The organism is Methylosoma difficile, assembly GCF_054657615.1.
In genome coordinates, this window is sequence record NZ_BAAHYJ010000007.1 from 20,005 (window position 1) to 33,743 (window position 13,739).

General features: G+C 47.3%; 6 protein-coding genes. 3 read left to right on the forward strand and 3 right to left on the reverse strand.

All coding sequences use genetic code 11. The annotated features are described in order from the left end of the window. Positions 1-33 precede the first annotated feature (33 nt). The 3 genes from ACYQ1O_RS16150 to ACYQ1O_RS16160 are packed head-to-tail and all read left to right on the forward strand — an operon-like array spanning position 34 to position 6,929. Positions 34-1,611, forward strand: a complete 1,578-nt coding sequence (locus ACYQ1O_RS16150) for a DUF262 domain-containing protein (protein ID WP_459993222.1) — start codon at positions 34-36, stop codon at positions 1,609-1,611. Beyond that, the gene (locus ACYQ1O_RS16155; RefSeq protein ID WP_459993224.1) at positions 1,601-3,703 is read left to right on the forward strand and encodes a GmrSD restriction endonuclease domain-containing protein; all 2,103 of its coding nucleotides are present in this window, start codon (positions 1,601-1,603) and stop codon (positions 3,701-3,703) included. The genes ACYQ1O_RS16150 and ACYQ1O_RS16155 overlap by 11 nt, the downstream gene beginning before the upstream one ends. Next, complete coding sequence (locus ACYQ1O_RS16160; protein ID WP_459993226.1) at positions 3,687-6,929, forward strand: type I restriction endonuclease subunit R; 3,243 nt, start codon at positions 3,687-3,689, stop codon at positions 6,927-6,929. Before ACYQ1O_RS16155 ends, ACYQ1O_RS16160 begins: the two co-directional genes overlap by 17 nt. A gap of 420 nt (positions 6,930-7,349) precedes the next feature. Here ACYQ1O_RS16160 and ACYQ1O_RS16165 read toward each other — a convergent pair whose 3' ends face one another. From ACYQ1O_RS16165 to ACYQ1O_RS16175, 3 genes are read right to left on the reverse strand one after another with little or no spacing between them, the layout of a single operon-like run. Beyond that, entirely contained in the window at positions 7,350-9,584 is a 2,235-nt protein-coding gene (locus ACYQ1O_RS16165) for a DEAD/DEAH box helicase (protein ID WP_459993227.1), read from the reverse strand. Then, a complete protein-coding gene (locus ACYQ1O_RS16170) occupies positions 9,556-10,863 on the reverse strand; it encodes an ATP-binding protein (protein WP_459993229.1) in 1,308 nt (435 codons plus the stop codon). The genes ACYQ1O_RS16165 and ACYQ1O_RS16170 overlap by 29 nt, the downstream gene beginning before the upstream one ends. After that, entirely contained in the window at positions 10,860-13,640 is a 2,781-nt protein-coding gene (locus tag ACYQ1O_RS16175) for a TerB N-terminal domain-containing protein (protein WP_459993230.1), read from the reverse strand. Before ACYQ1O_RS16175 ends, ACYQ1O_RS16170 begins: the two co-directional genes overlap by 4 nt. Positions 13,641-13,739 lie beyond the last annotated feature (99 nt).

Genomic DNA, 13,739 nt, shown 5'->3' on the forward strand with positions numbered 1-13,739 from the left:
CACCGCTCATAAACCTAGCAAAGCAGTGAACTCATGACCCAAACGGATGAAAACAAAAACGGTGTTAAGGTAAACAAACATACGCTGCGGACATTAATGGCACTGCCTTTAGCGATTCCTGATTATCAACGCCGTTATTGCTGGGGTAAAGAGCAAGTGGCGTTGTTATTGGAGGATATTGAGGCCATGCTAAAAAGCAAGGGGCAACCACCGTTGTTTTTAGGCACGGTTATTTTGCATCAGGATGACGGCAAAGCGAATTTGGTTGATGGTCAGCAACGTTGTTTAACGTTGGCTCTGTTGTTAAAAGCCTTATATGAATTCGCATCATCCAATGAAGCCCCCGCACTGGGCTTGATGAAGGCCCATTTTCCGGATAGCCAATCACAATATTCCCTAAAGGCTAATTACCAACACATCCATTCTTATTTGAATACTGTGCAAAAGCGCGATTTTAAGGCCATGCTCGATACTTTATGGGACAAAATGGAATTTGTGGTGATTTCTATTGATTCGATTGATCAGGCCTTTGCCTTTTTTGACAGCCAGAACAGTGCCGGTAAACGGTTGAGCGATTTTGATTTGCTCAAAGCAAGGCATTTGCGTGGCATTGTCTCTGATCCTGCGGTTGGTATGGGCTGTTCTTACCTTTGGGAACGCTACGAAAAGCAAAAAGTGGGTAATGGCCAACGCCTTGCCTATTATTTGACGGAACAAATTTTAGCCAGAACACGCATACGCCAACGTAAAAAAAATGTGGAAAGTTTGCAATTGGCACGTGAGTTTGCGGTGCGCACATCTGCAAATAGCATGAAGATTGCACTTTCACCTCCTACGGCAGTGGCTTTTTACCGTGATTGGCAAGTGCAACATCTTCCGAATAGCTTTAACACCGTCCCGTTTGAGTTTTCTACTGAATTAAGTGCGTTTAATAACAGTAGCCTAGTGTATAAAACTGGCGATGTCACCCAGTTGCCCTTGCAATTAAACCAACCCTTAGTGGGGGGTGAGCAGTTCTTCTTTTATGTCGCTAAATATACCGAATTGTATCTACGTTATTTCCCTGTAGATGTTACCGAGCCGGATTTTATTGGCCCGATAAATCCTACTACACCACAAAAGCTATTACGGCGGCATCGGGTAGTGGAACAAGGCCAAAGCGCCGGCTATTCACGGTTGATCGAAATATGGTTGGCATTGGTGGTGTTTTATTTAGACCGTTTTGGTGAAGATGTGAACTTTGAGCGTTTTGTCGGCGTTAGTGATCAATTTGTGTTTAGTTTGCGTATTACCGCTGACACATTGCGCAGGGATTCGGTTGAAAAGCATTTTACGGATCATCCGGTATTTGAGGCTTTGCTGGAATGCCCAGTTTCTTTACACGCTTTGGCCTACATTGAAGAGCAATGCGACAGGCAAGCCGTCGTTATCGATAAAAAAAGGGGGGAATTGACTGGTATCCTGAAAGCAAAATCAGGTGTGATCTGGCGGTATTTAAAAGCGTTTTACAGTCACGATTCCGGTTCTGCTCGTGTTGGACGCCCTGAAACATCCCTATCGGCTGTCATGGACAGCATAGTCAAAAACTACGGCGGTTTAAATGACCAATAATGAGCATGGTTTAAGCACTTTAAAATACAGTGCCAAAGAACTGGTGTATGGTGACAATTGCATTAATTTGCCGTTTTTAATCCCAATTTACCAACGCTTGTACACTTGGGAACATCAGCATGTTGAGCGCTTGTTGGCGGATTTGTGGGCAGCCTACAAACACCCAGTACAGTCAGAATATTTTATCGGCGCGGTGGTTGTCAGCCCTAGTAAGCAGGCAAACGGAAATCAAACTTTAGAGCTGATAGACGGACAGCAACGGATGACAACGTTATGGTTAATCGCATCGGTGTTAGTCCAAGCATTAACTGACACTTCCAGCGTTGAATGTTGGAAAGCATTTATGGCCTTGGGTGAGGCTTCTTCGCGTGTGGCGAGGCTCGATTTTTCAGGTCGGGAAAATGACAAAGCGGCATTAAGCCGTTTCATTCAGAAGTGGCGTTGCGACTGTGGCGCTAAATCGTGTGATAGTGACTGCAACGGTTGGGTAAAAAATGAGGCGATGTCGGTTGCCCGCAGCACAATCAGCGAATTTTTTAAAAACGAGGGTTATGAAAAAACCGAGCTTTCTAAACCACAAAATATTGCCTGCGAACTTCAAGGTTTTAGTGACTATATTTGGTCAAAAGCCACGTTTGTGATTACCCGGCTACATGCTGGAACTGATAAAAACCGTTTTTTCGACACCATGAATAGCCGTGGCATCCAATTGGAAAAACATGAAATCTTAAAAGCAAAACTGCTGAATGGCATGGATGAGCAGTCACGGTCTATTTACGCCAAGGCATGGGATTTGTGTGCGGACATTAATGGCTATGTGCCAAAGCTATTTCAGGGAAGGTTTGATTATGGCAGGATTGGTTTGAATGAAACCAAAATAAAGGAGGGATTAAAAGAGGAATTAGTGGATAAAAATCCAAGTGATAGTTCTGACAATAAGCCAGAAGATTTTACCTTAGAAAATATTCTTCTTAATGTTGCCATTTCGAAACCAGAAATTGAAGACCCAAAATCGTCTAAAGAATACAAGAGTGTCGTGTCTTTTCCTGTTTTCTTGCTGCATGTGCTGAGGATATTCGCATTAAAAAAACCGCGTGATGATGCGTCCAAAGACATATCGGTCGATGATAAGAAATTGATTGGTCAATTTGAAAACAATTTGGATTTTAAAAATAAGCTGGTGTGCAAAGCGTTTATTGGCTGTTTATTGGAATGCCGATTGTTACTCGATAATTTTGTGATTAAAGGCCATGTCGATGAAGGCAGTGAGTTTGCCCGTTGGGAAATTTGGTCACATTTGGCGGCTAAAAAACCCGATAACCGAGCTAAACGTACAGGGAAAACGTGGAATTCCATCACTATGCTGCAAACCATGATGTATTTTAGCCAAGACACCACCCGTGCACCTTGGTTGACAGAGGTGCTCAGGGGATTAGTGCGTGAAGATGTGGAAAGTAAAAGCCGTGTGGTGGCAAAAGACGATAATGGCTCACTGTTTTTGGCGCAATTACAGAAACAAGATAAACACTATGCTGAAAAGCGATTGTCCGGCAATACCTTAGAAGAAATAGTGGGGGCAAAAGGTAAGGGCTTAGGCACAAAAGTCCCTCATTATTGGTTTTTCAAATTGGAATATTGCTTGTGGGAGTTATGGTTTAACGAAGATAAAGAGGATAAAACAATTGATTGTGACAAACCGGAGCTAATTAAAAATAACCTTAGCTTTCGAATGCGCCATGTCACATCCATTGAACATGTCAGCCCACAAAGCCAGAATAATGGGAATATTGATGGGGCGCTACTGGATCGGTTTGGCAATCTGGTTTTAATTTCTGTGGGCGCCAATTCCAGTTACAGTGATAAAGACCCATCGGTCAAAGCCGCCGAATTTACCCTAAAACTTGATAAGGGTATGATTGAATCGCTAAAGCTTGCTCATATTTTTAAAGAGGGGTCAGGAAATTCCTTACAATGGGATCAAAAATCTATGGAAGCTCATGAAAAAAATATGTTAGACGTATTAAAAGCTTTCCATCCAGAATTGGAAAAAAACAATACCCGTACAATGGAAGGAAATGATGAGCAAAGCTAACGAGCAACCTTTCCAGCACGACATCATCAACCAGTTCCTCGCAAACGGCTGGCTGTTGGGCAAATCCGAACATTATCACCGTGAATATGCTTTGTATCCCGAAGATGTTTTGGGTTTTGTGCAGGACACCCAAGAAGCCCAATGGCAGAAATTCTGCGCCCTTTACCCGCATAACCCAGAAGAAAAATTTTTGGAGCGGGTCGCCAAGCAACTGAACAAAACCGATCCGAACGCCGCGCATAAAGAGTTGCGCACCTTCGGTACGTTGGGTGTGTTACGCCATGAGCTGCGCGAACGTGGCACGCGGTTTCGCTTGTGCCAGTTTAAACCCGAACACGACTTAAACCCCGGCACCTTGGCTCGTTACCAACAAAACCGTTGCCGCATTGTGCCGGAATTGGTGTACAGCCCGTGGGCGACGGCAGAGCATTTAGCGGATACGGGTGCAAAGTCTAAGCCTTGGCGGATTGATTTGGTGTTGTTTGTTAATGGCTTGCCCGTTGCGACTTTAGAGCTGAAATCAGAATTTAAACAAGCGGTGCAGTTGGCGATCAAGCAGTATAAAACCACGCGTTTGCCTATCGACCCGACCACTAAAAAGCCGGAACCATTGTTGACGTTTAAGCGCGGGGCTTTGGTGCATTTCGCCGTCAGCCAGTACGAGGTGTTTATGGCGACGCGTTTGGACGCTGAAAACACCGTGTTTTTGCCGTTTAACAAAGGCACGAAAGACGGCGGCGCGGGCAATGACAGCCCTGAAGATGTCAACCAATACGCGACCGATTATTTATGGAACGAGGTGCTGTTGCCGGACAATCTGTTGACGATTCTTGCCCGTTTCGTGCATTTGCAAATTGAGGAAAAGGAAGATTGGGAAGGCCGCAAGTACAAGAAAGAATCGATGATTTTCCCGCGTTACCATCAATGGGGTGTGGTCAACCAATTGGTGGCGGCGGCCCGCACGGAAGGCACGGGGCAGAAATACCTGATCCAGCACAGCGCGGGTTCGGGGAAATCTAATTCGATTGCTTGGGTGGCGCATCAGTTGTCGTCGTTGTATACCGCCGCTGGCAATAAGCAATTTGATTCGGTGATTATCGTCACCGACCGCACGGTATTGGATGAACAATTGCAGGATACGATTTATCAGTTTGAGCATGTCGATGGCGTGGTCGGGCGCATCAATAACAAAGAAGGTGACGGTTCCAAATCCGAGAAATTGGCGGCGGCCTTGGAAAAGTCACAACCGATTATTATCGTTACGCTCCAGACGTTTCCGTATGTCTTGAAGGCGATTGAAAATAATCTGAGCTTAAAAGCACGTTGCTACGCGATCATTGCCGACGAAGCGCATTCGTCACAAACCGGCTCTACGGCGCGGCAGTTAAAAAAAGTGCTGATGGTGGACGGCAACGCAGATGAAACTGAATTGGATTATGAAGATGTCCTTGATGCGGTGGTGGCTTCGCGCCGTGCTACGCGCAATGTCAGTTATTTTGCCTTTACCGCTACGCCTAAAGCCAAAACCTTGGAATTGTTTGGCCGTTTGCCGAATCCCGCCGAACCCGCCTCGAAAACTAATTTGCCCGAAGCCTATCATGTCTACAGTATGCGTCAGGCGATTGAGGAAGGCTTTATTTTGGATGTATTGAAAAATTACACCAACTACAAAGCCGCGTATCAGTTGGCGTTAAAGGTGCAGGCCGCCGACCAAGAAGTGGAAAGCAAACGGGCGAAAGTGAAGCTCAACCAATGGGTGCGGCTGCATGATTACAATATCGCGCAAAAAGTGCAGGTGATTGTTGAGCATTTTAAAGCCAACGTCATGGGGCTGTTGGGCGGTCAGGCCAAGGCCATGGTCGTGACCAGTTCGCGTAAAGAAGCGGTGCGCTATAAGCTGGGTTTTGACAACTACATCAAAGCCAAAGGCTATCAAAACATCCATGCGCTGGTGGCGTTTTCGGGTGAAGTGGAATTTTCTGATAAAGATCCGAATGCGGCAGGTTTGCTGGGCGAAAAATTTACCGAAACCTCGATGAACCCTAACCTAAAAGGGCGGGATTTGCGTAAGGCATTTGATTCGGATGACTTTCAAATCATGATTGTCGCCAACAAATTTCAAACCGGTTTCGACCAGCCTAAGCTTTGCGCGATGTATGTCGATAAAAAGCTGGGCGGCGTGGAGTGTGTGCAAACCTTGTCACGCCTGAACCGCACCTATCCTGGCAAAGCCGAATCGGGAACGTTTGTGTTGGATTTTTTCAATGAACCGGACGACATCCTCGCCGCGTTTCAGCCGTATTACCAAACCGCCGAATTGGCGGATGTCTCAGACCTGGATTTGATTTTTGATTTGTTCGAGAAACTGCGGGCGGCAGGGATTTTCACTTGGCAGGAGGTGGAGCAGTTTTGTGAAGCGTTCATTGTCAAAAGCAAAAGCAACGCCGCGTTGGCGAACATCTGCAAACCCGCCGTGGAGCGTTGGCAAAAGCGTTACCAATCGGCAGTCGAGGCGTATAAACAAGCCAAGGATATGTTTGAGCGCACCAAGAAAACTGCCGATGCCGTGTTGATGGCGAATGCTGAAAATAGTTTTAAAGCCTGCAAGAAAGAAAAAGACGCGTTGGAAATTTTTAAAAAGGATTTGGGCACGTTCACGCGTTTTTATGAGTTTATGTCGCAGATTGTCGATTACGATGATAAAAGTTTGGAAAAACTCAGCTTGTACGCACGGCATTTGCGGCCTTTGTTGCGGGAAACCTTCATGGAAGAAGATGGCGTGGATTTGGGCAACGTGGTGCTGAGCCATTACCGTTTGTCGATCATTCGCCAACAAGAACTCAAGCTGCAAGAAAATGCCGCCGATTATAAATTGGAACCGGGCGAAGGCTTGGGATCAGGTAAAGCTAAGGATAGGCAGGAAGAATTTCTCTCGCAGTTAATCAGCCGTTTAAACGAGCTGTTCATCACCGACAACCTGACCGAAAACGACATGGTGAATTATGCCTATACCATCAGGGATAAGATCAGCGAAAACCGCACGGTTATGAAACAAATCGAAACCAATTCACCGGAACAGGCGATGCTGGGTGATTTCAATAAGGCGATAGATGATGCCATCATCGACAGCGGCGAAGCGCACCAAAACCAGATGCTGCAATTATTGTCCGACCCCGCCAAAGCCGCTAAATTTGCCCGGGTGGTGTTTGATTTGTTGATGCGCTAAGACCAATGGACACAAGCTTAGAGGCGAATGATCGGGTTGGCGGGCTAGTTTTGTCCGCCAATCAGGCCGGACCTGTTGCCACTATTTGAGCACTACCGCCTACCGCACCGAGCAAGCTATCTGGTGGCCGATAAAGCCGACTTTAGGAAAAATAGGTTGTCCAAAGCAGCTCATAAAACCGAGTTCACCTTCTTATTCTCAAGGCGCTTTTCCAAAATTCGCCTCGTTAGCCTTGAAAAAATTGTCCCATGATTTAGTAATCAAAACAATAAGTTAATCTGTTTATCGCACTAGCATAACTTTATTTCGTTTAGATTTCTAACAAAAGCGTGCAAATTTTAGGGCTGGAATTTTTAAGATATTGAATATAAATAAATATATTATCTTAGAATTGGCACAACTTTGTTTCGATTGACAACTTCATAAGCCTTGCGCCAATGCTTTGATAGCCCCATGTCCACCAACGACATCCAGTGTATGGGATGAAAAGTTTCTGGCGAGCAGTTCATCGGGAAGCAGGTTGTCCCATTTTTCCAGTTGCTTGTTTATAACGTTGGCAACAAGCGTCATAGGATCAGGTGGAGGCGATGCAGCCAAATCACGCAATGCGTCAAATAGTTTTTCTGGATTGTTGGTCTTGATATCAATGCAAAGTCCAACGTTCTCCGCATTAAAGCCAGCCAGTTTTAACATTAAAACAAGTGTGTTCATGATCCGATCACCTCGCCAAAGATATAACTGGACGGTATTGGAACTGACTAAAATGACTTGGGCATCCAAGCCCATTCTATGGAAGGTTGCACGGGCTTCCTGAAGTAATTGGTTTGCGGTGGCGTCCAAAAAAGGGATGGGCATTGTTTCTGCAAGAACCTGGCGCATCTCCTGCCTCACACCGTCATCAACGGGAATACTGCCGCCATCAAATTGCGGTAACTTACCACCCAAAGCAGGCATGACAACGATCACTTTCTTTTCGATGTCCAGGGATTGCACTTGCCAACGCTTGCCCGCAAAGATCAGGTGCGTGCCTTTTTCGACGGGCTGGCTCAGCGGTAAGGAACCCAGTGTCTTGCCGCCGTGGACAAGCCGGAATTCTTCCTCGGAGGAAAACGCCGCATAAAACGAATAATGGTTAACTATCTGTTCGCCAACCGGCCCATGCAGTAACAAACCGGTCGGTGTTTGGATCAAAATTTCCTTTTTGGCCAATTCGCGTAGCAGCAGGATGAAATCCTGTTTTGACACATTCGCAAACACGCCACTTCCGCAAAGTGTGGTCCAAGCGCTCGCCGCGTTTATCCCGCCGTATTGGGCGATAAGAGAAAGCAACTGTTGGATAAGCGTCGATAAATGCAAGCCTTCGATTTTCGGCGGTTCGTACCAAGACCGAAGTGACAAACGGACTTGGGCGATGGACTGCACCAAATCTTCACGCAGCAAGTCCGATAACGGCGACTGTGGGGTAAGTTCCGCTTCAAGGGCGTAACAACGCAAAATCGCGGCTTCGCCACGGCGACCCGAACGCCCAAGACGCTGGCGTAAACTGGCTACCGAAGGCGCACAGCCAATCTGGGCAATGCTTTTAACTGACCCTATATCGATACCCATTTCCAGTGTTGTTGTACAAATGGCTGATGCAGGCCGGTCTTTTGCTTTCAAGGCGGCTTCGGTTTCTTCGCGGACTTCCTTGGCTAGGCTGCCGTGATGGGGCCAAAACTCATTGGGAAGGCTCAAATTCTCACACAAACTGCGGAGCAGGGCGGCATATTTCTCGACATTGCCACGGCTGTTGGGGAACACCAGATTATTGCTGCCGCGCAAGGTTTTGAACAAATGTTCGCTGATCGCCCGTGTGCCTTGGGAAATCGATTTCTCAAAATCAGCATCATCGGGTTCCAAGGAGGCTGGGTCAGCCAACCCTAGCGGATAATCTATGAAGCCTTTTATTAGCACTTTAAGTTCTTGGTTGGCGTCGTTACTTTTGATGATTTTTGCCGGGGTATTTGCCTTAGGGCGCAGGAACTCGGCCGCTTTGTTCATATCACCCAGGGTTGCTGACAAGGCAATGCGCGGTGTAAAGCGTTTAAGCGCAATATCGATACGGTTCATCAGCGACTGGAGCTGTTTGCCGCGTTCTGTACCGATAAAAGCATGAAGCTCATCAATGACCAGATAGCGAAGACCGCCGAACAATCCTTGTAAAGCGTGGCCATTGGCCATGAGCAAGGCTTCCAGGGATTCTGGCGTGATCAACAAGCAACCGACTGGCGATTTTTTAAACTTGCGCTTTTGGGTGCTGGAAATATCGCCATGCCAAGGTGTAACAGGGATTTCCAATGTTTCACATAAGCCTTCCAACCGCCACCATTGGTCGTTAATTAAAGCTTTTAGCGGGCTGATATAAATGACACAGCCCTTTTCCTGTTCAGACAGCAAACGGGTAAGGATCGGCAAAAAGGCCGCTTCGGTTTTGCCGGAGGCGGTTGCAGCGGCGATGACGACATCCTGGTCGCCTGCCAAAATGGCAGGGATAGCTTGTTCCTGGGCATCTTTCAGTTCAGACCAGCCCGATTGCCAAATCCAGCGTTGAATCCGTTCATCCAACAGGGAAAAGCTATCAGAAGCATTAGACTTTGAAGCTGACAAGCTCATCATCCTCATCGGCTTCAGGGGTATCGAGTTGTAGGGATGAATCCCCCTGATCGGCGGCAATCTCAACAGTGCCGAGTAATTCATGCCAATCGGCAGTCGGGTTTTGCTCCAGTACAGCAAGCAAGTGGATAAACGCAGTGATGGTGTTTCGAGGTGTTTGGAAGTAGGCTTCACCGATGCGTTTGTGGCAGTGGCTCATGAATGCTTGCAAGGCTTCATCAGGTAAGAGGTACACAGCAGGATTGCCGGCCGCATAGACATGGCGGATGTTGCTCAACAACACATAAAAATCTTCTTGGGTAAGGCGGCTCAGGCGAATGACCGGCCCGGAATAATCAACAAATCCGTTTTTGGCAAAACTGTTTTCCGCCAGCCGTGATTGTAAAGCGGGGTAACTGTACAGACCCCGGCGGGTATCCAGCAAGAACTCCGGGGTGCCGCCTAAAACGAAGCCCAAACCTTCAGCCGTGCCTTGCAAGGAATCGTTGAGTATCCGTAAAAGCTGTTCATAATTAGAATTTCGTGCCGCCGTATTGGCCAGTTTGTAGAGGTTCACCATTTCATCAAGGCCAATTAACAGGCCGCTGTAACCCGCCAGACGGACAAAACGCCCCATCAGTTTGAGCTGGTCATAAAAGGAGGCGTCATCGACTATGGTTCTGACACCGAGGGCACTTCGCGCCTCGGTTTTGGTCGTGAACTCGCCGCGTAGCCAACGGATGGCATCGGCTTTCAGTTGCTCATTGCCTTGCTCAAAGCCACGCCAGTAAGCGGCAATGACCGCCGCAAAATCATAGCCGTTGACCATTTCGGTCAGATGCTCTAGTTTTTGATGGATGGCAAGTTCCGGGCTAATACCAGCCGCCTTGGCTTCGGTTATCGAAGAACTGACAAATTTTTCAACGATACCCGCCAATGCACCGCCGTCGGGTTTTACCCGCGTTGCCAAGTTGCGCATCAATTCGGCATACAAAGACCGCGATTGGCCGCCGGTTGCATGAAGGCGGCGGTCAGGGTTTAAGTCCGCACTGGCAGTGACCAGTTTTTTTTCCATCGCGACGCTACGCACCAGATTGAGAAAAAAAGTTTTCCCTGAACCATACTCACCCGTGATTAAGCGGAAACTTGAGCCGCCATCGGCTATGCGTCCGATATCTTTCAGCAGGGCTTCAATTTCCCGCACCCGCCCAACCTGAATTAGATGCTGGCCGGTGCGCGGCACGACACCTGCGCTCAGTGATTGGATTACCGCATCTCTATCTTTCGCCCGGATCGCTGTCATTTAATGAGTTCCTTTAAGATGTCCTGGTTAATGTCTATGGGGTCGTCCCCTTCTGTAAAAGCGGCATCAAACGTATCGAAAGCCGCTTCGTTAATTTGTTCCAGTGCCCCGTCAAGCATCATGATGCCACAATCTGTGGCAATTTCTTCAAGCTCGAGGCGTGACCATTGAGCGCGGGCACATAGCGATTTTATAAGATCACTATGTAGCGTATCCAGCCCCCATAAATTTTCACCTACCTCTAGTTCGTTGTCTGGCATGGGTGGAGTTGCAAGTATTTCGATTGCTGCGTCTTGTTCAAAGATAGCAACCAGCATATCGGTTACCTTTTTGGATTCTTCCTTCAGCGCGGCAACTCGGCTCATGTCCAATTGCACACCTGTTGGCGTTTCTGGCGGTGGTGGAATCGTAAACCCACCTGAATTCGAAGCAGCCTGACGAACGGTTATGGGTTCATCTGTGCCAGTTCCATGCAATTTTCCATACAGCGACTGCACGTCAAGAGCCAGCAGCTTATATATTTTTTCCAGAACCTTGACTTCGTTAGCTGAAATTATGTTATCAGCCTTGGCAACCAGCACTAAAAAATGACCCAACGCTTCACGGGCGGGTAACGGCAGTGTTTCGACCCGTTTTTTGACGCTTTTCAGTTCCGGCGTTCCTGACAATAACCAGCGCAAATGGGCATGTAGCCTGTTTTTCTCAGCCACTTCCAAATGCAGCCAATCTTCAATTTGTCGGACCAGCAAATCCCTTTCCGTCATACCCACATCACCGTCAGCCATTGAAACCATTACCGCAAGATGTAAAGTCAACGCGGCGGTGCTATAGCGTGGGGAAGGCGAAACATTTGAGCCATCATCCAGGAACAAGACCACTTTGCTGTCGTCATGGGGAATGCCGCCACCAAATCGGGGATCGGGTTCTATGCCTAATCCGGCTTCGGCCAGACGGTTAATAAAAGCCAACACCCTGGGTTTTGTAAGGGTTTGCCATTCGGGCAGCCATGCTTTCAATTTGGCAAACTGAAGGCCAATAGGAGTTTGGGTTGTTTCAAGCGTTTGCTTTATGGTCTGCAAATGCTTTTTTTGCCCTTCTGTCCAAAGCGTGTAAGGCAGTTCCAATAAGGCGTCAAGCGTCCCTGCATGGTCAGGGTTGCGGCCTAAAAACCGGCTGTATGCGTTTAACATTTCTGAGCAATCGTCCGCTAGCGTTTGTAATTTTTTAATCCGGCTGGTCAACACGGTCACGTCAGGGATATCCAGTTTCCTTTCTAGTGTCCGATAAGAAAAAGACGGGCTGGCGGTGTGGTAGGAGATTTTGATTTTGGTCTTGTTGACTGGCAACCGCATACCCTTACCGAATACTTCGCCATATTTCTCAATAAACAATTGCTTAAACTCAGAGGCACAGCGGTGGGCTGGTGTCCTATGCCGTATGGTGGGGTCTGCCATCAACCAGGCATACGCCCAGCGGGCAGGCACGGGCTCATTATCCATGGCAAGTTGCCCTAACACCAATTTTAAGGTTAAGGGTAAAGACCAATTGGTAAGCTTAAAATCCGGCGGCGGGGCAAGGTATTGTTGGGGGGCAAAGCTTTCCGGGCAATCGGCTTTCAGGAATTCCAGAAACCCGGTTGCATACCCTCGAAATGAAGCATTATTGTGATATATCTCAAGCAACCGTCCAGCTTCCTGGACAATGTGAGGTAATTCCGCTTTTGCAATGGGGTCAGTTGTGGCATCAACTAACGCCCTGCGCTCAAGCCCATAAAAATATAAAAACACATAGCCTATGTCGGCCAAAGGGTCATTGCGCCCTTGCAGTAACCATTTTAAATAAGCGGCTCTGGCCTCTGGGGAAATTTCAGAATAAGACGACCAATAAGAAAGTAGGTGCTGTTGGTAATTTGCGGCCGCTAGTTTATCAATCGGAAGATTAGGGTTAATCAGTGCTGGTTCCAGGGTTGAGCGTGATCCAATGCTGAATAAGCCTGACCCAAAATAAAGTAAACCGGCATCAATCGTGACGTTCGCAACCTTGATTGGGACGCCTTGCGGTTTCCAGTGCTGACTCAAACCGCTGTCACTGGGCACATCGGTGGCACCATTACTGGTAAATAATGGCTTTAGCACCCGTTGTAAAAAATTTGGGGGGCTCGGCTTAGGTAGTTGCTCCGCTGCCTGTGAAGGGGCAGATCGGGGTTCTTTGGGTACAGTACCGCCAAAATAGTGGACTAGGACATCTAAGCCACTATTAAAACCTTGACCCTGGGCACAAACACGCCAATGGCCGTCCTTGCGATAAACCTCCATCAACATCAGGGCCTTCTCCGCCGAAAAATCGTTGCCAGCAAAAGCAAAAGTAGCGGCTTTTAAATTACTTTGGCCTAGTGTTAGCGATCCACTGGTCAATTGTGACATTGTGCCATCACCATCAATAGCCGCGGCAATCACCAATTTCCCAATAGAAATTGGCAATTTCTGTAAGTCAATGTTAACAATCGCAGTATTGTTGGCTGGACATTCAAGTAGTACCGCGCCACAGGGTGTTGTTGGCCGGTTACAAAAAATCATATAACGACTATCGACAAGTTTGCTGTTCGCATCCAAGCCGAAACAGGAAAAATCAATCATCAATCTAGGCGCATCAACGACGGCTTCAATCGTAAAAAGCGAGCTAACGTCAATTAAATCGGCAAGTTTTAGCCGTTGTCCACGTAGTAAATTCATGAGCATCAATTTAGGCTTAAGCCAAGAAGGATTTGCAAAAGCCAAGTTATTTGTTAGGCGTTGATGTTAATCAAACCCAAATTGTTGATTAATTATTTGAGATTAAAGCAATACATCATCAAACACAAAGTGGGGTCAGTAAAC

Excerpts from the sequence above, each read along its gene's own strand:
- ACYQ1O_RS16150 (WP_459993222.1), top strand. The coding sequence starts at position 34 with ATGACCCAAACGGATGAAAACAAAAACGGTGTTAAGGTAAACAAACAT.
- ACYQ1O_RS16155 (WP_459993224.1), top strand. The coding sequence starts at position 1,601 with ATGACCAATAATGAGCATGGTTTAAGCACTTTAAAATACAGTGCCAAA.
- ACYQ1O_RS16160 (WP_459993226.1), top strand. The coding sequence starts at position 3,687 with ATGATGAGCAAAGCTAACGAGCAACCTTTCCAGCACGACATCATCAAC.
- ACYQ1O_RS16165 (WP_459993227.1), bottom strand. The coding sequence starts at position 9,584 with ATGATGAGCTTGTCAGCTTCAAAGTCTAATGCTTCTGATAGCTTTTCC.
- ACYQ1O_RS16170 (WP_459993229.1), bottom strand. The coding sequence starts at position 10,863 with ATGACAGCGATCCGGGCGAAAGATAGAGATGCGGTAATCCAATCACTG.